A 21,799-nucleotide genomic window follows, 5' to 3' on the forward strand; every position below is an offset into this window, starting at 1 on the left:
TGAACCGGTGGTGATTGGCCACCGGGCGATCCGGGAGGTTGGTTCAGGGAGGGCCGAGGCCCCCTGGCTCAGTGCGCCTCTTCGAGGGCACCGGCGATGTAGCTGCTGGCCAGCATCACGAAGATGTAGGCCTGCAGGAACTGGACCAGCAGCTCGAAGGCGGTCAGGGCGACGGCGACGATGAACGAGGCCGAGCCGTAGAGCGCACCCAGGGTCGGGCTGAGCAGGTACCAGGAGGCGATGGAGAACATCACGATCAGCAGGTGGCCGGCGAACATGTTCGCGAAGGCTCGGACCGCGAGCGTGAAGGGGCGCACGAAGATGTTCGAGAAGAACTCGATCGGCACCAGGATGAACATGACCCAGCCGGGGATGCCCGAGGGCCAGCAGAGGTTCTTGAAGCCGCCGACGAAGCCGTGCTTCTTGAAGGTCAGCGTCATGTAGGTGACCCAGACGACGGCCGCGAGGCCGGCCGGGAACGCGATCGCCGCGGTGACCGGGAACTGGGCGAACGGGATGATCGACATGATGTTCATCAGCCAGATGAAGAAGAACATCGAGACGAGCATCGGGACGTACTTCTCGCCCTTCTTGCCGATCGTCTCCAGCACGATGGACCGCTTGACGAAGTCGTAGCCGATCTCGGCGACCAGCTGCAGCTTGCCCGGCACGAGGCGGGGCTTGGCGAAGGCCGACCAGAAGAAGACGACGACCAGCAGCGCGACGATCATCGACAGCAGCATCGGCTTGTTGAACTCGACGCTGCCGATCGTGAAGATCGGCTTGAACTGGAACTCGTTCAGACCCGGGGCCGGGAAGCCGCAGCCTGCGTCCCCGAAGTGGCAACTGCCTGAGGCGAGCTTCGTGAGTTCAGCACTCACCACGGACTCCTTCGTCGTGACGCATGGTTACGGCAACCTCGGTGTGTCGGCGTGGCCTGCGACCACGGAGCGGCACTGGTACTTGATGGGTTTCTCGCGGACCCTGCGCGGCAGTGCGTCGCACCGTCGCGGGATCATCGAAGACTGCGCGGGTCCGGGGGGCGATCCGTCCACCGATCGGACAGACCAGGCCTCTTCCCGTACTCCGTTGTTGCGACGGACGATAGCAGCCCGTCAGTGCGGCATAAACACCGCCCCCCTCGTTGGGGGGACAGCCCGGCCTCGTCACTGTTGACGCCCCGGGTCGGAAGGCTTGTCGGCCTTCTTTTCGGTGGCGTCGGGGTCGACGTAGAAGGTCTTGGCCTTGAGTGCGCCGCGCACCTGGAAGCCCGTCCAGATCAGGGCGCAGCCCAGCAGCGTGAAGGCGAACGCCTGCCTGTTGAAGAGGTCGGTGTCCTTGAAGACCGCGAGGACGATGCCGACCAGCAGGATCTGCGTGGTGTAGACCAGGAGCGCCGCGGCCATCATGATGTGCGGGTTCGACCTGGTCAGCCGGTCGAGCGCGACCTGGCCCGAACTGAAGAACGCCATCACCAGCAGCGTTCCGAAGAGGGCGCCGAGCAGTCCCTTGCCACCCGCGACGGCAAAGGAGATCACCATGGCGATGACTCCGGCGACCGCAGTGGGGATCGCGGCGCCTCGGAGGATCCGGGCGTCGGTAGGCGGCATGTCGGCAACTCCGGCGGCATGTCGATGTGACAGGGGGACGGGCACAGAACGTGGTGGGTGGCACCGGACCGAGGGGGCGCCGCAGGCCGGCCGCTCAACGGCGAGCCCGTCGAGGGAGACCGGCCAGGGACGGAAGTCATCCACCTGTGAGGTCTTTCGGCGTGTTCTCGGTACTCGTGAACGGTATCACAAACTATTTGATGAGAGCTTTACCATGAATGTGTGGCACCTGTCACACCAACGTACCAAGAGTGCCGCCGTTTGGATGAACCCGAATGACGGTACGTCAACTCACCTACCGGGTACGGCCACTTCCGTGTCCCCGGCCGGAGACGGCGGACGAGCCCTTGCCGAGTTCACCCAGCAGTTCCTTGTCCTTCGCCGACAGTTCCGCCATCGGTGCGGAGGCCGGCGCGACCGCGGCGGCCTCGCTCCCATTGACCGCCGCCGCGGCGGCGGCACGGGCGGCGGCGGGACGGCGGCGGTAGCGCGGCGGGACGAAGGACTGCACGGCCCGCGGGGCCCGCGGGCGGAACCGCGGGGTCAGCAGCACGACCAGGCCGACCAGGCAGAGCCCGGCCAGCGTCAGCACGACCGTGCGGCCGGTGTTGGTGACCGAGAAGGCGACCGTGCCGAAGGCGATCAGCGCGGCCCAGAAGTACATGATCAGCACGGCCCGGCTGTGCGAGTGGCCGACCTGCAGCAGGCGGTGGTGCAGGTGGCGCTTGTCGGCGGCGAACGGCGACTGGCCGGCCCAGGTGCGGCGGACCACGGCGAGCAGCAGGTCGGCCAGCGGCAGCGCGATGACGGTCAGCGGCAGCAGCAGCGGGATGTAGATCGGCACGAGGGCGTGGACGGTGGCGGTCTGCGAACCGGTCTCGCTGGTGATCAGGTCGGGGTCGACGCGGCCGGTGATGGAGATCGCCGCGACGGCGAGCATCAGGCCGAGCATCATCGAGCCGGAGTCGCCCATGAAGATCCGGGCCGGGTGCAGGTTGTGCGCCAGGAAGCCCAGGCACATGCCGATCAGCAGCACGCTGAAGAGCACGGCGGGGGCCGCGTCCATGATCGTGTAGCCGTACCAGAGCCGGTAGGAGTACAGGAAGAACGCCATCGCGGCGATGCAGACCATGCCGCCGGCCAGGCCGTCCAGGCCGTCGATGAAGTTCACCGCGTTGACCATGACGACCACCAGGGTGACCGAGATGACCATGCCCTGGGTGGGGCTCACCGCGACCGCGCCCACGCCGGGCACCGGCAGGGTGATCACCGTGACCCCCTGCCAGACCATCACACCGGCGGCGATCATCTGGCCGCCGAGCTTGACCAGCGCGTCCACGCCCCACTTGTCGTCGAGCACGCCGAGCAGCCACATGATCCCGGCGCCGGAGAGCAGCGCGCGGATGTCGGTGCCCTGGGAGAAGACCTTGGACAGGTTGTCCAGCTGCGAGGCGACCAGGATGCCGGCGCAGAGACCGCCGAACATGGCGATGCCGCCGAGCCGCGGCGTGGGCTCGCGGTGCACGTCACGGGCGCGCAGCGGCGGCATCGCGCCGGCCGCGATCGCGAACTTCCGGACCGGCCCGGTCAGCAGGTAGGTGACGGCCGCGGTGCAGAACAGCACCAGCAGATACTCACGCACCACTGGCCTCCTGCATCACTGTCCGACGGGTGGGTACCGAAGGTACTCCCGTGTCTGTCCGGGGTTCGAGGTGCGTCGCCACGGCACACACCTTATTGAGTCGGACGCCCGCGGCACGCATCGCGGTTCGCCCTACCGGGTAGGAGAACGGGTTGCCCGCTCATCGGCGGCCGGCGAAGACCCGGGCGAGCTCCCGGACGCGGGCCCCGATCCGCACGTCCGTGCCCCCGGTGAGCAGCCGTCCGACCAGACCGGCGATCTCGGCCAGTTCGGCCTCGCCCATGCCCTGCGAGGTCACGGTACCGGTCCCGAGCCGGATCCCCGAGGTCTCGGCGGGCGGCGCGGGATCGTACGGGACGGCGCACTTGCCGAGCAGCACGCCTGCGGCGGCGCAGCGGCGCTCGGCCTCGGCGCCGCTGACCCCGAGCGGGGAGACGTCCGCGGTCACCAGGTGGGTGTCGGTACCGCCCGTCAACGGGCGCATTCCGGCCTCTGCGAGCCCCTCGGCGAGGACCCGCGCCCCGGACACCGTCCGCTCCGCGTAGGCCCGGTACGCGGGCGTCGCGGCCTCCGCCAGCGCCACGGCCTTGCCGGCCACCTCGTTCATCGCCGCGCCGCCCTGGCTGAACGGGAAGACCGCCCGGTCGATCCGCTCGGCCAGCTCGGCGGTGGAGAGCAGCAGGCCGCCGCGCGGGCCGCGGAGCAGCTTGTGGGTGGCGGCCACGGTGACGTCCGCGTAGGGCACCGGGGAGGGGGCCAGGCCCGCCGCGACCAGGCCGGTGGTCTGCGCGGCGGAGGCGATCAGATAGGCGTCCACCTCGTCGGCGATCTCCCGGAAGGCGGCCCAGTCGGGGTGCCGGGGGTGGGAGATGGAGCCGGCCACGATGGCCTTGGGCCGGTGCCGCCGGGCGAGCGCGCGGACCTCGTCGAGGTCGACCAGGCCGTCCTCGCGGCGCACCCCGTAGCCCACGAACTCGAACCAGCGGCCGGAGAAGTTGGCGCGCGAGCCGCAGCTCAGGTGGCCGCCGTGCTCCAGCGACATCGCCAGCACCGTGTCGCCCGGCCGCAGCAGTGCCGCGTAGGCCGCGAGCATCGCCGAAGTGGCGGACCGGGGCTGGACGTTGGCGTGCGGGGCGGCGAACAGCGCGCGGGCCCGGTCGACCGCCAGCAGCTCGGCGGCGTCCGCCAGCGCGCAGCCGGTGTGGTGGCGGCGGCCCGGATAGCCCTCGGCGTACTTGTCGATCAGGGGGCCGGTGAGCGCGGCCAGCACGGCCGGGCTGGTGAGGTTCTCCCCCGCGAGCAGCTGGATGCTCTCGGCGCGGCGCTCGGCCTCGGCGGCGAGCAGGTCGGCCAGCTGGGGATCGGCCCGGCGCAGCGTCTCGGAGGCCCAGCGGCCCCCGGTCGGGCCGCCCGCCCCGGCCGGCTCGGTCGTCTCGGTGGTTCCGGCGGGTCCGGTCGCGGCATCGGTGACGGTCATGGCGGGGCTCCCGGGCTGCATCGGGGCGCCTCCCGGCCGGAGGCTGGGGTTGAGGGTTCCTCCAGCGTAGGACCGGTCCTCCCGGCCGTCCTGCCGACGCGTACCGGGTGCACCCACCCGGCGGCACACCGGCAAGGAGGGCGCGCCGGTGCCGAAAGGGAGGAGCGAGGAGGCCCTGAGATGGGGGTACCCCCGGCCGGAGGCTGGGGGAGAAGGGCATCGGAGCGACGACCGTCGGCGCCGGGACCAGCGCCCGGTGCCGCAATGTCACCGGCACGGAGGGCGCGCCGTGCCCGGTGCCGCAATGTCACTGTCACCGCGGCGCGGGGATGCCCGTCAGTGCGGTGACCACCGGGTCGACTGCGTGGAATATCTCCTCGCCGCAGTTGCGGAACATGCCGATCGGCGCGCCGTACGGGTCGTGCACCTCGTCCGACTCCGGGCTGGCGGCGAGCAGCCAGCCGCGCAGCGCGGCCGCCGCCCGCACCAGCGCGCGGGCGCGCTCGGTGACGTCGGCGCCGCGGCGCGGGTCGGGCAGGGTGCCCGGGTCTATCGTCCGCACCAGGCGGGTGAACTCCTTCAGGGTGAAGGTGCGCAGCCCGGCCTCGTGGCCCATCGAGATCACCTGGGCGCGGTGGTCCAGGGTCGCGGTGAGCACGAGGTCGGCCTCGACCACGTGCTCGTCCAGCAGCTCGCGGCCGGTGAAGCCGCCGCTGTCGGCGCCGTACTCGTCCAGCACCGTGGCGGCGTGCTCCTCCATCGGCGCGCCCTCGTGGCCCCAGGTGCCGGCGCTCTCCACCAGGATCCGGCCGGCCACCCGCGGGCTGAGCCGGGTGTCCAGCTCACGCCGGGTGAGCCGCTCGGCGATCGGCGAGCGGCAGATGTTCCCGGTGCAGACGAACAGGATCCGGAAGTGGTCCAGCGGCCTGGGGCCCACGCTCAGGTACGGCGATATGCCGGGCCCGGCATGGAGGGAGGCGGCCGTCAACTGCCGGCCTCCAGGTCGGGGACGACCTCCCTCAGCTGCTCGGCGCTGATCGCGCCGGCCCGCAGCAGGACCGGGACCTTGCCCGTGACGTCGACGATGGAGGACGCGGTGGCGTGGTCCGCCGTGCCGCCGTCCAGGTAGACCGAGATGGCGTCGCCGAGCTGCTGCTGGGCCTCGTCGCAGGTGGACGGGGACGGGCCGCCGGTCTTGTTGGCGCTGGAGACGGCCAGCGGGCCGGTGGTGTTCAGCAGCTCGATCGCGACCGGGTGCAGCGGCATCCGGACCGCGACGGTGCCGCGGGTCTCGCCGAGGTCCCAGCGCAGCGAGGGCTGGTGCCGGGCGACGAGGGTGAGGCCGCCGGGCCAGAAGGCGTCGACCAGCTCCCAGGCCTGCTCGGAGAAGTCGGTGACCAGGCCGTGCAGGGTGGTCGGCGAGCCGACCAGGACCGGCGAGGGCATGTTGCGGCCGCGGCCCTTGGCCGCCAGCAGCGCGGCGACGGCATCGGGCGAGAAGGCGTCCGCGCCGACCCCGTACAGGGTGTCGGTCGGCAGCACGACGAGTTCGCCGCGGCGGATGGCCGAGGCGGCCTCGCGCAGGCCGGTGGCACGGTCCCCGGCGTCGGCACAGTCGTAGCGGCGGCTCATCGGTGCGGTCCCCTTCCGAGATGGCTGATCACGTGGGCGGTCGCGCTCGGCGGCGCCGCCCTGCCCGCGGTGGTAGGGCGCCGGCCGGTCACAGCGAGGCCTTCCGGGCCGTCGTGAAGCGCGGGCGGTTGTTGAGGTCGCGGTGGTCGGCGGTGTCCGTCCAGCCGCCGTCCTCGTTGAAGATCCACGGCACCTGGCCGCCCTGGGTGTCGGCGTGCTCGATCACGACGGCGCCGCCCGGGCGCAGCAGGCGGGCGGCGACCCGCTCGATGCCCCGGATGGTGTCCAGGCCGTCCTCGCCCGAGAACAGCGACATCTGCGGGTCGTGGTCGCGCGCCTCGGGCGCCACGTACTCCCACTCGGTGAGCGGGATGTACGGCGGGTTGGAGATCACCAGGTCGAAGCGGCCGTCCCAGGAGCGGTCGTCCTCGAAGGCGCGGGTGGCGTCGCCGGCGTGCAGGGTGACCCGGGCGCGGTCGGAGCTCGCCTCGATGTTGCGCCGGGTGTAGCGCAGCGCGCCCTCGTCCAGCTCGAAGGCGTGCACGCTGGAGCGCGGCAGCTCCTGGGCCAGGGCCAGCGCGATGGCGCCGGAGCCGGAGCAGAGGTCGACCACCAGCGGCTCGGCCACGTCCATGTCGCGTACGGCGTCTATGGCCCACTCGACGACCGACTCGGTCTCCGGGCGGGGCACGAAGACGCCGGGGCCGACCTCCAGCTCCAGGTAGCGGAAGAACGCCCGCCCGGTGATGTGCTGCAGCGGCTCGCGTGCCTCGCGCCGGGAGACGGCCTCCCAGTAGCGGGCGTCGAAGTCGGCGTCCTTCACCGTGTGCAGCTGGCTGCGCTTGACGTTGTGGACGTGGGCGGCGAGCTCCTCCGCGTCGAAGCGCGGCGACGGCACGCCGGCCGCGGCCAACCGCTGGGTGGCCTGGGCCACCTCGGCGAGCAGCAGGTTCATCCGTACGACCTCTTGTTTCTGCGCTCCGGCTACTGACGGCAGTGGTGCCCGGACGCCGGTCTCAGTTCTGTTGGGCCGCGGCGAGCTTGGCCGCCGCGTCCGCGTCCACGCAGGACTGGATCACCGCGTTCAGGTCGCCGTCCAGGACCTGGTCCAGGTTGTACGACTTGAAGCCCGTGCGGTGGTCCGAGATGCGGTTCTCGGGGTAGTTGTAGGTGCGGATCCGCTCGGAGCGGTCCACGGTGCGGACCTGGCTCCGGCGCGCGTCCGACGCCTCCCGCTCGGCCTCCTCCTGGGCGGCGGCCAGGAGCCGCGACCGCAGGATGCGCATCGCCTGCTCCTTGTTCTGCAGCTGGCTCTTCTCGTTCTGGCAGGACGCCACGATACCGGTCGGCAGGTGGGTGATCCGGACCGCGGAGTCGGTGGTGTTGACGGACTGGCCGCCGGGGCCGGACGAGCGGTAGACGTCGATCCGCAGGTCGTTGGCGACGATCTCGACCTCGACCTCCTCCGCCTCCGGGGTGACCAGCACGCCCGCCGCGGAGGTGTGGATGCGGCCCTGCGACTCGGTGGCGGGGACGCGCTGCACGCGGTGCACGCCGCCCTCGTACTTCAGGCGGGCCCAGACGCCCTGGCCGGGCTCGGCGTTGCCCTTGGTCTTCACGGCCACCGAGACGTCCTTGTAGCCGCCGAGGTCGGACTCGTTGGAGTCGATGATCTCGGTCTTCCAGCCGATCCGCTCGGCGAAGCGCAGGTACATCCGCAGCAGGTCGCCGGCGAACAGCGCGGACTCCTCGCCGCCCTCGCCCGCCTTGATCTCCAGGATGACGTCCTTGTCGTCGCTCGGGTCGCGCGGCACGAGCAGCAGCCGGAGTTCCTCGGTCAGCTCCTCGCGGCGGGCCTCGGAGTCCTTCACCTCGGAGATGAAGTCCGGGTCCTCGGCGGCGAGTTCACGCGCGGCCTCGATGTCCTCGCCGGCCTGCCGCCACTCCCGGTAGACCCGGGTGATCGGGGTCAGCTCCGCGTAGCGCTTGGCCAGCTTGCGGGCGTTGGCCTGGTCGGCGTGGACGGACGGGTCGGCCAGCCTCGTTTCGAGGGCGGCGTGCTCGACGAGGAGCTCTTCGACTGCCTCGAACATGGGTGGCCTTCTTCCCGTGAGATGGGTGGTGGTGGGGGTCGCGGGGCACTCGTGCGCCGGGGGACGCGAACGGCGCCGGTCCCCAGCGCCCCCGGAACGAGTACGGGGGCACCGGGAACCGGCGCCGCGGGAGCGCTAGGCCTTCGCGCTGTGCTGCTTGCCGAAGCGGGCCTCGAAGCGGGCCACGCGGCCACCGGTGTCGAGGATCTTCTGCTTGCCGGTGTAGAACGGGTGGCACTGCGAGCAGACCTCGGCGCGGATCTCGCCGCTGGTCTCGGTCGAGCGGGTGGTGAACTCGTTGCCGCAGGTGCAGGTCACACGGGTGACCACGTACTCGGGGTGAACGTTGGACTTCAAGGGGTTCTCCTAGTGATCGGGAGGGCACCGGGTCGGCGGCTGGAGTGCCGCACGTGAACCGGGACCGACGGACCAGTCTGCCAGGACCGGCCGCTTCTTCCCAAACCGGGGAGCGTTCCGGGATATTCCGGGCCCGATCAGCGGGTGGTGCCCGTCCCCGCGCCCGTCCTGGCACCGGTCCCCGCACCCGTCCCGGAGCCGGTCCCCGCGGATGCCTTGGGCGAGGCCTTCGCCGGGGCCGTGGGGGTCGCCAGGGCGGGGTTCTCCGGCTGCTCCCCCAGCACCGCCTGCGGGAGCTCCCGGTCGGCCTTCAGGGCCGCCCAGAGCTGGTCCGCCTGCGGCTGCTCGGCGACCACCCGGTTGGGGTCGCCGGGGGCCGCCACCACCGGCAGGGTGGCCATGGCGAGCTGGTCCGGGCCGATCCCCTTGAGCTCCTGGGCCAGCCCCACCAGGGAGTTCACCGAGGCCAGCGCCGAGTCGGTGGTGATGCTGCGGGTCAGGGTGTCGCCGACCGACCAGAGCTTGACCGGGTTGGCGAACAGGCCCGCCCCGCCGGTCTGCCGCAGCAGCGACCGCACCATCTGCTTCTGCAGCTCGATCCGGCCGAGGTCGCTGCCGTCGCCGACACCGTGCCGGGTGCGGACGAAGGCCAGCGCCTGCCGGCCGTCGAGGTGGTGCTCACCGGGCGGGAGGTCCAGCCCGCTGTCCTTGTCGTGGATGGCCACCGTGGTGGTCACGGTGACCCCGCCTATCGCGTCCACGACGCGGGCGAAGCCGGCGAAGTCGATCTCGACGTAGTGGTCCATCCGCAGCCCGGTGAGCTGCTCGGTGGTCTTGACAGCGCACGCGGCGCCACCGGTCTCGTAGGCGCTGTTGAACATGGCCCGCTTGGCCCCGGGGACGGTCCGGCCACTGCCGTCGGTGCAGTCCGGGCGGGCGACCAGGGTGTCGCGCGGGATCGAGACCACCTCGGCCCGCGAGTGGTCCTGGTTGACGTGGACCACCATTGCCGTGTCAGAGCGCGCGGTGCCGCCGGTGTCCCCGCCGGCCAGGTCGCCGTTCCCGCCGGCCCGCGAATCCGAGCCCAGCACCAGGATGTTGAACGACCCGTCGGTCGCGGACGGCGGCCGGGCGGTGCCCAGCCGGGCGTCGATGTCGACGCTCTTGATGTTGCCGTTCAGCTTGAAGTACGCGTAGCCGGCCACCCCGACCCCGAGGACGACGAGCGCGGCGGCCGCGCAGGCGGCCGCCAGCAGGACCCTGCGGCGGCGCGTCGTCACCCTCTTGTGCTCGGCCATACGTTCCAGAGTAAATCGGACAACATGATCGAAAGAGCTCGAACTGTCCCAACTCCGGAACAAACACAGAACCCTGGCCCGCTCGCGCGGACCAGGGTTCTGTGCTCAGGAACTGCTCACCTACGGTCAGTCGCCGGACCCGGGGGTCGTCTTGGCGATCTGCATCAGGAACTCGGCGTTGGACTTGGTCTGCTTCATCTTGTCCAGCAGCAGCTCGATCGCCTGCTGCGAGTCGAGCGCGTGCAGCACCCGGCGGAGCTTCCAGACGATGGCCAACTCCTCGCTGCCCAGCAGGATCTCCTCCTTGCGGGTGCTGGAGGCATCGACGTCGACGGCCGGGAAGATGCGCTTGTCCGAGAGCTTCCGGTCGAGCTTGAGCTCCATGTTGCCGGTGCCCTTGAACTCCTCGAAGATCACCTCGTCCATCCGCGAGCCGGTCTCGACCAGCGCGGTGGCCAGGATGGTCAGCGAGCCGCCGTTCTCGATGTTGCGCGCGGCACCGAAGAACTTCTTCGGCGGGTAGAGCGCGGTCGAGTCGACACCACCGGACAGGATGCGGCCGGAGGCCGGCGCCGCCAGGTTGTAGGCGCGGCCGAGGCGGGTGATCGAGTCCAGCAGGATCACCACGTCGTGGCCCAGCTCCACCAGGCGCTTGGCGCGCTCGATGGCCAGCTCGGCGACGGTGGTGTGGTCCTCCGCCGGGCGGTCGAAGGTCGAGGAGATGACCTCGCCCTTCACCGACCGCTGCATGTCGGTGACCTCTTCCGGACGCTCGTCGACCAGGACGACCATCAGGTGGCACTCGGGGTTGTTGTGGGTGATCGCGTTGGCGACCGCCTGCAGCACCATCGTCTTGCCGGTCTTCGGCGGCGCGACGATCAGACCGCGCTGGCCCTTGCCGATCGGCGACACGAGGTCGATGATCCGGGTGGTCAGCACGCCCGGGTCGGTCTCCAGGCGCAGCCGCTCCTGCGGGTAGAGCGGGGTCAGCTTGTTGAACTCGGGGCGGCCGCGGCCGCTCTCCGGGTCCATGCCGTTGACCGAGTCCAGCCGCACCATGGCGTTGAACTTCTCGCGGCGCTCGCCGTCGCGCGGCTGGCGCACCGCGCCGGTGATGGCGTCACCCTTGCGCAGGCCGTTCTTGCGGACCTGGGCGAGCGAGACGTAGACGTCGTTCTGGCCCGGCAGGTAGCCGGAGGTGCGCACGAAGGCGTAGTTGTCGAGGATGTCGAGGATGCCCGCGACCGGGATCAGGACGTCGTCCTCGCCGACCTGCGGCTCGGCCACGCCGGCCTCGAAGCCCTCGCGGCGGCCGCGGCCACGGCGGTCGCGGTAGCGCCCGCGGCGGCCGCGCCGGCCGTCGCCGAACTCGTCGTCCTCGTAGCCGCCCTGCTGCTGCGCCTGCGGCTGGGCCTGCGGCTGGCTCTGGCGGGCCTGGCCGCCCTCGGCCTGGCCGCCCTGCTGCTGGCCCTGGCGATCGGTGCGCTCACGGCGGTTGCGGCGGTCGCGGCGGGACTCGCGGCCCTCGCCGTCCTGGCCGGCCTGCGCCTCGCCGCCCTCCGGGCGGGCCTCGCGCTCGCCGCCCTCGCGGCGGTCGCGGCGGTCCCGGCGGTCGCGGCGGGTCTCGGTGCGGCCCTCCTCGCGGGTCTCGGAGCCGCGGGCCTCGGCCGGGCGGGCCTCGGCCTGCTTGGCCTCGGTGGCGACCGCGGCGGGCGCCTCGGCGGCGGCCTCGGCGGTCGGGGCGCCGGCGGCCGAGGTGGCGCGGCGGCGGGTGCGCTCCGTACGGGCGGGCGCGGTGGTCTCGGCGGCGGCCTGGACCGGGATCTCGATCTGGGCCTGCGCCTCGGCGGCCGGGGCCTCGGCCTGCGCGGCCTTGGTCCGGCGGGCCGGCTTCTCGGCGGCCGGCTCGGCGCTGTCCGCCTTGGCGGCGGCGCGCTTGGCGGCCGGGGCGGCAGTGGCGCCGCCCGCGGCGAGCAGCGGGTCCCCGCCGCTCTTCTCCTTGATGGCCTCGATCAGCTGGCTCTTGCGCAGGCGTCCCGTGCCGCTGATCCCGAGCGTCGAGGCGAGCTTCTGCAGCTCGGCCAGGACGAGGCCGTCCAGGCCCGCGGCGGCGGTGCGACGGCGCCGGGCCGGGGCCGCGGGGGCGGCGGCTGCGTCCGACGCCTCGGCGTCCGGGCGCGCGCCCATCAGATCGGTGGTGTCGCTCACTAAGGGTCCTTCCCTGGAGCGGACGTCGGCCTGTCTGGCTCGGCGACCGGTTGTGCTGTCCTGACCAACGCTCGACTGCGTCGGTCCGAGGCGGTGATCCCCCGAATGGCGGGTAGCCCGTCGGGGGAGAGCTGCGAGGTGCGGTGCATGAAGCACGGTGGTGCTGAGTGGCGCGGCGGGTCGGTCGCGGCCGACCCTCCCCCCGGCCTCCGGCCGGGAGGGGGCGTACCCCCACGCTGCCTGCGAATCCCGGGCCCCCGTCGCGTGACGGTGGCCCGTGCTCCGCCCGTCCTGGCCTCAGGTGGGAGGCCGCGGGTGGGAGTCAGGTGCCGTCACGGCTTCGGGATGCGGCCGCAAGTCGCGCAGGCAGGCTGCGTACGCGCTGCGGTGGGCTCCCGGAGAATCGTCGCCCCGTGCATCGCCGGGACTCCGCTGGTGCGGAGTGCTGGGATCGGGACGCGGCGCACCGAGCCCCGGAGGGCACCTGGTGCAGCAATGAGGTTAACACTACCGACCCCCTCAGACATTCCCCAGCCTTGCGCTTGCCAATCGTGTCCGGACGACCCGGCTCCGGACGTGCCGGAGCCGGCCCCCCGCGGACGGGGTGCTCAGACGTCGAGCGGGAGCACCGAGGCCCCGGCCCGGTCGAGCTCCAGCCGGTGCGCGGCGAACAGCGGGCCGTTCCCGCCGTGGTCGCCGGCGAAGGCCAGGACCTTGTCCGCGCCCGCCTCGTCGGTGAGTGCGAGCACGGTCGGGCCGGCGCCCGAGATCACCGCGGGGATGCCCTCGGCGCGCAGCGCCCCCACCAGCGCGGCGCTGTCCGGCATCGCGGAGGCCCGGTAGTCCTGGTGCAGCCGGTCCTCGGTGGCCGCGAACAGCAGCTCGGGGCGCCGGGTCAGGGCCTCGACCAGCAGCGCGGCCCGGCCCGCGTTGACGGCGGCGTCGGCCAGCGGAACGGTCCGGGGCAGCAGGCCGCGGGCGGTCTCGGTGAGCACCTCGGCGGCCGGTACGAAGACCACCGGGACGACCCGGTCGGACGGCTCCAGGGCGATCGCCCGGGCGGTGTCCTCCTCCGTCCAGGCCACCGTGAAGTTGCCGCGCAGGCAGGCCGCGACGTTGTCCGGGTGGCCCTCCAACTCGGAGGCCAGGGCCAGCAGTGCATCGTCGTCCAGGGCGGACGGGCCGCCGATGGTGACGGCCCGGGCGGCCACGATGCCGGCGCAGATCGCGGCGGACGAGGAGCCCAGGCCACGGCCGTGCGGTATCCGGTTGGCACAGACCACTTCGAGGCCGCGCGGCTGGCCGCCGAGGCGGTCGAAGGCCGCGCGCATCGAGCGGACCAGCAGGTGGCTCTCGTCGCGCGGAAGCGTGTCGGCTCCCTCGCCGGCGATGTCGACGGAGAGCCCGGAGTCGGCGACCCGGACGACCACGTCGTCGTACAGACCCAGCGCGAGTCCGAAGGCGTCGAAGCCGGGGCCGAGGTTGGCGCTGGTCGCGGGAACCCGGACCCGGACGGCGGCGGCACGGAACGCAGGACCGGCCATGCGGTGGACTCTCCTGGGGAAATCGGGCGGCGCGAAGCGCGTCGGTGCGAGGGTGGGGAGGGGGCCGCAGGCCCCGACCGGGGCGGGCGGTCACAGTCGTCGGCGCGGTCCGCAGACGGACCGGACCCGGGGCATGTGCCACACGGCCGAACCCAGAGTATCGAAGACAGGTTCCACAGTGGTACACCCCGTGGGCCTTCGATCTGGTGTGTTGCCGTTTCTGGCCGGAATGCGTGCCGGAATGGCATCGGAATGCGCGGCGGAATTGACACAAAAGTGTCAGCCGAGAACGGCGGCGGGCCGACCCCCGAAAGGGTCGGCCCGCCGTGCGATCGGCGTGCGACCGGTCAGTCCAGCAGGCCGAGGCGCTGCGCGGCGGCCTCCGGGTCGATCGGGACGACCTGCGGCTGCGGCGCGCCGGCCACCGCCCAGTCCGGGTCCTTGAGGCCGTTGCCGGTCACCGTGCAGACGATCCGCTGGCCCGGGTCGACCAGGCCGGCCTCCGCCTTGGCCAGCAGGCCGGCCACCGAGGCGGCCGAGGCGGGCTCGACGAAGACGCCCTCCTGTGCGGCCAACAGCCGGTAGGCGGACAGGATCTGACGGTCGGTCACCTTGTCGATGAGGCCGCCCGACTCGTCCCGCGCGGCGAGCGCGTAGTCCCAGGAGGCCGGGTTGCCGATCCGGATCGCGGTGGCGATGGTCTGCGGCTTGAGCACCGGGGCACCGTCCACGATCGGGGCCGAGCCGGAGGCCTGGAAGCCCCACATCCGCGGGGTGCGGGCGGCCAGGCCGTCGGTCGCGTATTCGCGGTAACCCTTCCAGTACGCGGTGATGTTGCCCGCGTTGCCGACCGGAAGCACGTGGATGTCCGGCGCGTCGCCGAGCATGTCCACGATCTCGAAGGCGGCGGTCTTCTGACCCTCGATCCGGACCGGGTTCACCGAGTTGACCAGCGCCACCGGGTACTTCTCGGACAGTTCACGCGCAAGGGTGAGGCAGTCGTCGAAGTTCCCGTCCACCTGAAGGATCTTGGCGCCGTGGACCAGCGCCTGGCCCATCTTGCCGAGCGCGATCTTGCCCTGCGGCACCAGCACCGCGGAGACCATCCCGGCGCGCACCGCGTACGCGGCGGCGGAGGCCGAGGTGTTGCCGGTGGAGGCGCAGATGACCGCCTGGGCGCCCTCCTCCTTGGCCTTGGAGATGGCCATCGTCATCCCGCGGTCCTTGAAGGAGCCGGTCGGGTTGGCGCCCTCGACCTTGAGGTAGACCTCGCAGCCGGTGCGCTCGGAGAGCACCTGGGCGGGGACGAGCGGCGTGCCGCCCTCCAGCAGGGTGACCACGGGCGTGGAGTCCGTGACCGGCAGCCGGTCGCGGTACTCCTCGATCAGACCGCGCCACTGGTGGGTGTGGGCGCCTCGGGCGATGACGGCGTTCATGGCTTTTCCCTACTCCCCTTCGACCCGCATGATGCTGGCCACGTCGCGCACGCTGTCGAGTGCGCGGAGCTTGTCGACCGTCGCCGACAGCGCGGCGTCGGTGGCACGGTGGGTGACCACGACGAGCGAGGCGTCGCCGTCGCGGCCCTGCTGGCGCACGGTGTCGATGGAGACGCCGTGCTCGGCGAAGACGGACGCCACCTGGGCGAGGACGCCCGCACGGTCGTCCACGTCCAGGCTGACGTGGTAGCGGGTGACCACCTGGTCCATCGGCTTGGCCGGCAGCTGGGTGTACACCGAGTCGCCGGGGCCGGTGGAGCCGGCGAGCTTGTTGCGGCAGACCGCGACCAGGTCGCCGAGGACCGCGGAGGCGGTCGGCGAACCGCCGGCGCCCGGGCCGTAGAACATCAGGCGGCCGGCCGCCTCCGCCTCGACGAACACCGCGTTGTAGGCCTCGCGGACGGACGCCAGCGGGTGCGAGAGCGGGATCATCGCCGGGTGGACGCGCGCGGTGACGGAGGCGCCGTCGGCCGCCCGCTCGCAGATCGCGAGCAGCTTGACGACGCAGCCCATCTCCTTGGCGGAGGCGATGTCGGCGGCGGTCACCTCGGTGATGCCCTCGCGGTAGACGTCCGCCGCGGTCACCTCGGTGTGGAAGGCGATGCCGGCCAGGATCGCGGCCTTGGCGGCGGCGTCGAAGCCCTCGACGTCGGCCGTCGGGTCGGCCTCGGCGTAGCCGAGCGCGGTGGCCTCCTCCAGCGCCTCCGAGTAGCCGGCGCCGGTGGTGTCCATCTTGTCGAGGATGAAGTTGGTGGTGCCGTTGACGATCCCGAGCACCCGGTTCACCTTGTCGCCGGCGAGCGACTCGCGCAGCGGGCGCAGCAGCGGGATGGCACCGGCCACCGCGGCCTCGTAGTACAGGTCCACGCCGGCCTCGGCGGCCGCCGCGTGCAGCTCGGTGCCGTCCTTGGCGAGCAGCGCCTTGTTGGCGCTGACCACCGAGGCGCCCTGCTTGAACGCCGACAGGATGAGGTGTTTGGACGGCTCGATGCCGCCCACCACCTCGACCACCACGTCGATGTCGCCCCGGTTGACCAGGGCCTCGGCATCGGTGGTGATCAGGTGCTCGGGCACGCCCGGGCGGGTCCGACCGGCCCGGCGGACCGCGATGCCGGCGAGCTCGACCGGCGCGCCGATGCGCGCGGCGAGGTCGGCGGCGTCTGTCGTCATGATGCGCGCCACCTCGGAGCCCACCACACCACAGCCCAGCAACGCCACCTTCAGCGGCCGCGTACGCATCATCCGACTCCGCTCTGCATTCATCGTGCTTCGGTATTTCCGGCGGGATTTCGGGGACCGCCGGAACTTCGGTCTGTACCAGTCTCCGGGACTTTCCGCACGGATCTACGGTCGTTCCATGATCTGAGACAAGGATTTCGTCATCCGATATCGAGACGCAGGAGATCCTCCTCCGTCTCGCGCCGGACGATCACCCGGGCCGCGCCGTCCTTGACGGCCAGCACCGGGGGCTTCAGGGCGTGGTTGTAGTTGCTCGCCATCGAGCGGCAGTAGGCGCCGGTGGCGGGCACCGCGATCAGGTCGCCCGGGGCCAGGTCGGCCGGCAGGAAGGCGTCGCGGACCACGATGTCGCCGGACTCGCAGTGCTTGCCGACCACGCGGGAGAGCATCGGCTCGGCGTCGCTGCGGCGCGAGACCAGCGCCACCGAGTACTCGGCGTCGTAGAGCGCGGTACGGATGTTGTCGGACATGCCGCCGTCCACGCTGACGTAGGTGCGCAGGCCCTCCAGCGGCTTGACGGTGCCGACCTCGTACAGCGTGAACGCCGTCGGGCCGACGATCGCGCGGCCCGGCTCGACGGACAGCCGCGGGGCGCGCAGGTTCGCGGCGGCGCACTCGCGGCGGACGATCTCGGCCAGCGCGGCGGCGATCTCGGCCGGCTCGCGCGGGTCGTCGTCGCTGGTGTAGGCGATGCCCAGGCCGCCGCCCAGGTCGATCTCGGGCAGCTCGACGCCGTGCTCGTCGCGGATCTCGGCCAGCAGGCCGACCACCCGGCGGGCGGCGACCTCGAAGCCGGCCGTGTCGAAGATCTGCGAGCCGATGTGCGAGTGGATGCCGCGCAGCTCCAGGCTGTCGGGGTGGGCGAGCACCCGGCGGACCGCCTCGGCGGCCGCTCCCCCGGTGAGCGAGAGGCCGAACTTCTGGTCCTCGTGCGCGGTGGCGATGAACTCGTGGGTGTGCGCCTCGACGCCGACGGTGATCCGGATCAGCACCTGCTGCCGGACGCCCTGCCGGGCGGCGATCGCGGCGAGCCGCTCGATCTCCGCGTAGGAGTCGACCACGATGTGCCCGACGCCGGCCTTCACCGCCTGCTCCAGCTCGTGGACCGACTTGTTGTTGCCGTGCAGCGCGATCCGCTCGGCGGGCATCCCGGCGGCCAGCGCGACGTGCAGCTCGCCGCCGCTGCACACGTCGACGTTCAGGCCCTCCTCGTGCAGCCAGCGGACGACGGCCTTGGAGAGGAAAGCCTTGCCCGCGTAGTAGACGTCGGCGCCGGCGCCGAAGGCGTCCCGCCAGGCGCGGGCGCGGGCGCGGAAGTCCTCCTCGTCCATCACGTAGGCCGGGGTGCCGAACTCGGCGGCGAGCCGCTGCACGTCGACACCGCCGACGGTGACGACGCCGTCGGCGCCGCGGGTGACGGTCTTCGACCACACCTTGGGGTCGAGCGCGTTCAGGTCGCTCGGCGGCGCCTGGTAGTGGCCCTCGGGCAGCACGTCGCCGTGACGGGGGCCTGCGGGGTGTGCGGAGCGGCTCATCTGGCTCTCTCGTCCTTGACCTATGGCGAGGGGCGGCGACGGTCCCCGTTGACCGTCCGCCGCCCCCGCCGTGCGCTTGGGGGTGGTACTACATCCGCTCGGGCGCCGTCACGCCCAGGAGCGTCAGGCCGTTGGCGATCACCGTACGGGTGGCGTCGGCGAGCCAGAGGCGGGCGTGCGTGAGGTCGGTGGCCTCGTCGTCGCCCTTCGGCAGGATCTGGCAGTTGTCGTAGAAGCGGTGGTACTTGCCCGCCAGCTCCTCCAGGTAGCGCGCGACCCGGTGCGGCTCGCGCAGCTCGCCGGCCGTGGCCAGGACGCGCGGGAACTCGCCGAGCTGGCCGAGCAGGTCGGACTCCCACTCGGTGGCGAGCAGCTCGGGTTTGAAGTCGGCGCTGCGGGAGATGCCCAGCTCGCCGGCCTTGCGCTGGACCGAGCACATCCGGGCGTGCGCGTACTGGACGTAGAAGACCGGGTTCTCGTTGGTCTGGCTGGTCAGCACGTTGATGTCGAGCGTGATGGTGGAGTCGGTCGAGGAGCGCGCCAGGGTGTAGCGGGCGGCGTCCACGCCGATCCAGTCGACCACGTCGTCGATCGTGATGATGTTGCCGGCCCGCTTGGACATGCGGACCTCTTCGCCGTCGCGAAGCATCTTCACGAACTGGCCGATCTTGACCTCGATGTTGCGGTCCATGTCGTCGCCGGCGCAGGCCGCGATGGCCTTGAGGCGGTTGACGTAGCCGTGGTGGTCCGCACCCAGCATGTAGACCGAGACCTCGGCGCCACGGTCGCGCTTGGAGAGGTAGTACGCGGCGTCGGCGGCGAAGTAGGTGGTCTCGCCGTCGGCCTTGACCAGGACGCGGTCCTTGTCGTCGCCGAAGTCGGTGGTGCGCAGCCAGACGGCGCCGTCCCGGTCGAAGACGTGGCCCTGCTCGCGCAGCCGCTCCATGGCCTTCTCGACGGCGCCGGAGTCGTGCAGCGACTTCTCCGAGAACCAGACGTCGAAGTCCACGCCGAACTCGTCCATCGACCGCTTGATCTCGGCCACCATGAGCGCCAGGCCCTCGGTGCGGAAGGCCTGCAGCTGCTCGTCCTCGGGCAGGTCGAGCACGCCCGGGACGCCGTCGGTGATCGCCTTGGCGATGTCGACGATGTACTCGCCGACGTACCCGCCCTCGGGCACCTCGCGGCCGTTGGCGGCGGCCTGCAGCGAGGCGGCGAACTTGGAGATCTGCACGCCGGCGTCGTTCAGGTAGTACTCGGTGGTGACGTCGGCGCCGGAGGCCCGCAGCACGCGCGCCAGCGAGTCGCCGACGGCGGCCCAGCGGACGCCGCCGATGTGGATCGGGCCGGTCGGGTTGGCGGAGACGAACTCCAGGTTGATCTTCAGGCCCTTGAGGGCCTCGTTGCGGCCGTAGGCCTCGCCCGCCTCGACGATGGTGCGGGCCAGCTCGCCCTGGGTGGCGGTGTCCAGGGTGATGTTCAGGAAGCCCGGACCGGCGATGTCGACCTTCGCGACGCCGGTGATCCCTCGCAGGCGGTCCGCCAGCAGCTCGGCGACGGCTCGCGGCGGCCGGCCGGCCGGCTTCGCGAGCTGGAGGGCCACGTTCGTCGCGTAGTCGCCGTGGTCCCTGTTCTTGGGCCGCTCGATCGTCACGTGCTCGGGCACGGCGACGGCCAGCTCGCCCGCCTCGACGGCGGCGCTCACTGCGGCCTGGACTGCCTGGGAAAGCTCTGCGGGGGTCACGACGCCAAGCGTAGGCGAGAGGGGGTGCCCGCCCGCCACTCGGTTTGCCGGTTGAGACGCCGGGCCGCCCCCGTCCCTGGGGGTCTCAGCCGCGATCGGTCCGGTTCGTTCGCTCAGGGCGAAATCCGGCGGGGTTCCCGCCGAGGCCCATCAACCGCCGGACCAGCGCCACCAGATCCGCGGGGTCGAAGGGCTTGCCCAGGTAGCCGTCCACGCCGACCGCCTCGCCGAGGTCGAGGTCGGCCGGGGAGCAGGCCGAGACGATCGCGATCGGCAGGGAGCTCGTCCCGGGCGCCGCCCGCAGCCGGGCCGCCGTCCGCAGGCCGTCCAGTCGCGGCATCACCACGTCCAGCGTCACCACGTCGGGCTTCACCCGGCGGACCACCTCCAGGCATTCGGCGCCGTCGGCGGCGGTCACCACCTCGAAGCCTTCGAGCTCCAGGTTGACCCTGATCAGCTGGCGGATCACCTCGCTGTCGTCCACCACGAGGACCCGCCCGGACACTCCCGACACCTCACCGAGGGTATCGGCGCGCCCGCCGCCCCGTCCGGCCTTTCCGCACTTCCGCTCCCCCGCCGGTTCCCGGCCGTTCCCCGGCCGCGGGGCCGTTGCGCGACCCGCCGCCGCGACCCCGCGGAGCGGTTGATCGAAAACCGTGCACGGACCGCGCCCCGGGCCTGGTAATGTTCTCCACGTCGGAGCGCACAGCGCCGAGACACCAAGCAGGCCCCCGTAGCTCAGGGGATAGAGCACCGCCCTCCGGAGGCGGGTGCGCAGGTTCGAATCCTGCCGGGGGCACTTCGCAAGAAGTGCAACTGAGGCCCAGGTCAGTGGAGTTCATCCACGGATCTGGGCCTTTGTCGTTCCCGGGGGCGAGTTGAGGGTGACTCGGCCCGGCCGGTCGAACGGGTTTGCGCCGCCCGGTCAGGAGGCCGCGGCGACCGCCTCGGCGTAGAGGGCGGCGATGGTGTGGTCGAAGTACGCGTCGTACGAGGTGTCCTCGGTGTCGCCGCCCTCCTGGAAACCGCCGATGATGCCGATCACGCGGCCGGTGGCGGTGTCGATCCAGGGTCCGCCGCTGGTGCCGCCGGGATAGCCGGGGCAGTCGATGGCGCGCTGGTACGTGCTGTGGCGGCTCGTGGAGTTGGTGCACAGCAGCGGCGATTCGGAGTCGCCGGGGTAGCCGTAGAGACGGACGGTGGCGCCGAAGGGCTCGTCGGTGCCGAGCCGGTTGGCGCCGACCACGTCCTCGATCCGGCGGCCGTCCGCGGTGGCGGTCTCCAGGATGGCGAAGTCCTCGTCCTGGTCGCCGTCGCGGGACCAGCCGTCGGTGGTGTGGATCGCGGTGACGCGCCAAGTGCCGTACGGGGCACGGCCGTCGCGGTAGCCGGGGGCGAAGGTGACGCCGGCCGTGCCGTCCAGGCAGTGGGCGGCGGTGAGCAGCAGGTTGCCGGTCGGGCTGTCCAGCACGCTGGCGGTGCAGAAGTGGTTCCCGGCCGCGACGGCGCCGGCGAAGAGGGCGCCGACGGTGGCCGCCTCGGCGGTGGCCGGGGCCACCGCGGTGGTGCCCGGCTCGGCAGCGGGGGCGGGGGCGGCGGTGGTGGTAGCGGGGGCGGCCGGGGTGGACGTCCCGCCGACGGCCGGGGTGACGGTGGCCGCCGGGCCGGCCGATGAGGCCAGCGGGGACGGGGGCGAGGAGGCGGACGAGGACGGGCCGGCGGCGGCCGGCGCGGGGGTGACGGCGGCCGCCGCGGACGGCATCGCGTGCACCGTCGAGGGGCTGCCGACCGCCGTCACGTGCGAGGCCAGACTGTGCGAACCCACCACCAGGGCCGCGACGGTGAGGGCCGACAGCCCGGTCAGCAGGCTCGGGCCGATCAGTCGGCGTCGGGGCTTGCGGCGGTGCTGGCCCATACCTGGTCT

At 72.2% G+C, this 21,799-nt stretch carries 18 protein-coding genes and 1 tRNA gene; 1 reads left to right on the plus strand and 18 read right to left on the minus strand.

The window, feature by feature from the left end:
• Nucleotides 1–68: 68 nt before the first annotated feature.
• The 17 genes from atpB to ACIPSC_RS10615 form a co-directional block, all read right to left on the minus strand.
• A complete protein-coding gene (atpB, locus tag ACIPSC_RS10535; RefSeq protein ID WP_238865253.1) occupies nucleotides 69–881 on the minus strand; it encodes a F0F1 ATP synthase subunit A in 813 nt (270 codons plus the stop codon).
• Between the two features lie 285 nt (nucleotides 882–1,166).
• Nucleotides 1,167–1,610, minus strand: a complete 444-nt coding sequence (locus ACIPSC_RS10540) for a hypothetical protein (protein ID WP_400824666.1) — start codon at nucleotides 1,608–1,610, stop codon at nucleotides 1,167–1,169.
• A gap of 295 nt (nucleotides 1,611–1,905) precedes the next feature.
• Complete coding sequence (locus tag ACIPSC_RS10545) at nucleotides 1,906–3,252, minus strand: MraY family glycosyltransferase (protein ID WP_400824668.1); 1,347 nt, start codon at nucleotides 3,250–3,252, stop codon at nucleotides 1,906–1,908.
• Between the two features lie 160 nt (nucleotides 3,253–3,412).
• Nucleotides 3,413–4,729 (minus strand): serine hydroxymethyltransferase, encoded by a 1,317-nt coding sequence (gene glyA / locus ACIPSC_RS10550; RefSeq protein ID WP_400824669.1) that lies wholly within the window; start codon nucleotides 4,727–4,729, stop codon nucleotides 3,413–3,415.
• A gap of 313 nt (nucleotides 4,730–5,042) precedes the next feature.
• Complete coding sequence (locus ACIPSC_RS10555; protein WP_238865392.1) at nucleotides 5,043–5,684, minus strand: protein-tyrosine-phosphatase; 642 nt, start codon at nucleotides 5,682–5,684, stop codon at nucleotides 5,043–5,045.
• 29 nt (nucleotides 5,685–5,713) lie between these two features.
• The gene (locus tag ACIPSC_RS10560; RefSeq protein ID WP_395294365.1) at nucleotides 5,714–6,361 is read right to left on the minus strand and encodes an L-threonylcarbamoyladenylate synthase; all 648 of its coding nucleotides are present in this window, start codon (nucleotides 6,359–6,361) and stop codon (nucleotides 5,714–5,716) included.
• Nucleotides 6,362–6,449: 88 nt separating this feature from the next.
• The gene (gene prmC / locus ACIPSC_RS10565) at nucleotides 6,450–7,316 is read right to left on the minus strand and encodes a peptide chain release factor N(5)-glutamine methyltransferase (RefSeq protein WP_238865263.1); all 867 of its coding nucleotides are present in this window, start codon (nucleotides 7,314–7,316) and stop codon (nucleotides 6,450–6,452) included.
• A 61-nt stretch (nucleotides 7,317–7,377) separates the two neighbouring features.
• A complete protein-coding gene (gene prfA, locus ACIPSC_RS10570) occupies nucleotides 7,378–8,454 on the minus strand; it encodes a peptide chain release factor 1 (RefSeq protein ID WP_400824670.1) in 1,077 nt (358 codons plus the stop codon).
• A gap of 135 nt (nucleotides 8,455–8,589) precedes the next feature.
• Complete coding sequence (gene rpmE, locus ACIPSC_RS10575; RefSeq protein WP_238865266.1) at nucleotides 8,590–8,811, minus strand: 50S ribosomal protein L31; 222 nt, start codon at nucleotides 8,809–8,811, stop codon at nucleotides 8,590–8,592.
• Nucleotides 8,812–8,948: 137 nt separating this feature from the next.
• Nucleotides 8,949–10,109, minus strand: coding sequence for an LCP family protein (locus ACIPSC_RS10580; protein ID WP_400824671.1), 1,161 nt, complete (start codon nucleotides 10,107–10,109; stop codon nucleotides 8,949–8,951).
• Nucleotides 10,110–10,235: 126 nt separating this feature from the next.
• On the minus strand, nucleotides 10,236–12,317 hold the full coding sequence (gene rho / locus ACIPSC_RS10585; protein WP_400824672.1) for a transcription termination factor Rho: 2,082 nt from the start codon (nucleotides 12,315–12,317) through the stop codon (nucleotides 10,236–10,238).
• Between the two features lie 608 nt (nucleotides 12,318–12,925).
• On the minus strand, nucleotides 12,926–13,861 hold the full coding sequence (gene thrB / locus ACIPSC_RS10590; protein ID WP_400824673.1) for a homoserine kinase: 936 nt from the start codon (nucleotides 13,859–13,861) through the stop codon (nucleotides 12,926–12,928).
• Between the two features lie 347 nt (nucleotides 13,862–14,208).
• On the minus strand, nucleotides 14,209–15,297 hold the full coding sequence (gene thrC, locus ACIPSC_RS10595) for a threonine synthase (protein WP_400824674.1): 1,089 nt from the start codon (nucleotides 15,295–15,297) through the stop codon (nucleotides 14,209–14,211).
• A gap of 9 nt (nucleotides 15,298–15,306) precedes the next feature.
• Complete coding sequence (locus tag ACIPSC_RS10600; protein ID WP_400824675.1) at nucleotides 15,307–16,599, minus strand: homoserine dehydrogenase; 1,293 nt, start codon at nucleotides 16,597–16,599, stop codon at nucleotides 15,307–15,309.
• A gap of 137 nt (nucleotides 16,600–16,736) precedes the next feature.
• Nucleotides 16,737–18,131 carry a diaminopimelate decarboxylase gene (gene lysA / locus ACIPSC_RS10605; RefSeq protein WP_400824676.1) on the minus strand — a complete coding sequence of 465 codons (1,395 nt, stop codon included), beginning with the start codon at nucleotides 18,129–18,131 and terminating at the stop codon, nucleotides 16,737–16,739.
• Nucleotides 18,132–18,219: 88 nt separating this feature from the next.
• Nucleotides 18,220–19,875 (minus strand): arginine--tRNA ligase, encoded by a 1,656-nt coding sequence (argS, locus tag ACIPSC_RS10610; RefSeq protein WP_400824677.1) that lies wholly within the window; start codon nucleotides 19,873–19,875, stop codon nucleotides 18,220–18,222.
• A gap of 85 nt (nucleotides 19,876–19,960) precedes the next feature.
• Nucleotides 19,961–20,380 carry a response regulator gene (locus ACIPSC_RS10615; RefSeq protein WP_238865393.1) on the minus strand — a complete coding sequence of 140 codons (420 nt, stop codon included), beginning with the start codon at nucleotides 20,378–20,380 and terminating at the stop codon, nucleotides 19,961–19,963.
• A gap of 222 nt (nucleotides 20,381–20,602) precedes the next feature.
• On the opposite strand from ACIPSC_RS10615, the gene ACIPSC_RS10620 reads away from it, so the two are divergent.
• A tRNA-Arg gene (locus ACIPSC_RS10620) sits at nucleotides 20,603–20,674 on the plus strand.
• 126 nt (nucleotides 20,675–20,800) lie between these two features.
• Here ACIPSC_RS10620 and ACIPSC_RS10625 read toward each other — a convergent pair.
• Entirely contained in the window at nucleotides 20,801–21,790 is a 990-nt protein-coding gene (locus ACIPSC_RS10625; protein WP_400824678.1) for a trypsin-like serine peptidase, read from the minus strand.
• Between the last annotated feature and the right edge of the window lie 9 nt (nucleotides 21,791–21,799).

Origin of the sequence: Kitasatospora sp. NPDC090091, assembly GCF_044747365.1 — a bacterium.
Taxonomy (GTDB): domain Bacteria; phylum Actinomycetota; class Actinomycetes; order Streptomycetales; family Streptomycetaceae; genus Kitasatospora.

Bases quoted from the DNA above. Each gene is read 5' to 3' on its own strand.
- glyA (WP_400824669.1), bottom strand. From the start codon at position 4,729: ATGACCGTCACCGATGCCGCGACCGGACCCGCCGGAACCACCGAGACG.
- ACIPSC_RS10600 (WP_400824675.1), bottom strand. From the start codon at position 16,599: ATGATGCGTACGCGGCCGCTGAAGGTGGCGTTGCTGGGCTGTGGTGTG.
- ACIPSC_RS10580 (WP_400824671.1), bottom strand. From the start codon at position 10,109: ATGGCCGAGCACAAGAGGGTGACGACGCGCCGCCGCAGGGTCCTGCTG.
- thrB (WP_400824673.1), bottom strand. From the start codon at position 13,861: ATGGCCGGTCCTGCGTTCCGTGCCGCCGCCGTCCGGGTCCGGGTTCCC.
- thrC (WP_400824674.1), bottom strand. From the start codon at position 15,297: ATGAACGCCGTCATCGCCCGAGGCGCCCACACCCACCAGTGGCGCGGT.
- ACIPSC_RS10560 (WP_395294365.1), bottom strand. From the start codon at position 6,361: ATGAGCCGCCGCTACGACTGTGCCGACGCCGGGGACCGTGCCACCGGC.
- ACIPSC_RS10540 (WP_400824666.1), bottom strand. From the start codon at position 1,610: ATGCCGCCTACCGACGCCCGGATCCTCCGAGGCGCCGCGATCCCCACT.
- prmC (WP_238865263.1), bottom strand. From the start codon at position 7,316: ATGAACCTGCTGCTCGCCGAGGTGGCCCAGGCCACCCAGCGGTTGGCC.
- prfA (WP_400824670.1), bottom strand. From the start codon at position 8,454: ATGTTCGAGGCAGTCGAAGAGCTCCTCGTCGAGCACGCCGCCCTCGAA.
- lysA (WP_400824676.1), bottom strand. From the start codon at position 18,131: ATGAGCCGCTCCGCACACCCCGCAGGCCCCCGTCACGGCGACGTGCTG.
- ACIPSC_RS10625 (WP_400824678.1), bottom strand. From the start codon at position 21,790: ATGGGCCAGCACCGCCGCAAGCCCCGACGCCGACTGATCGGCCCGAGC.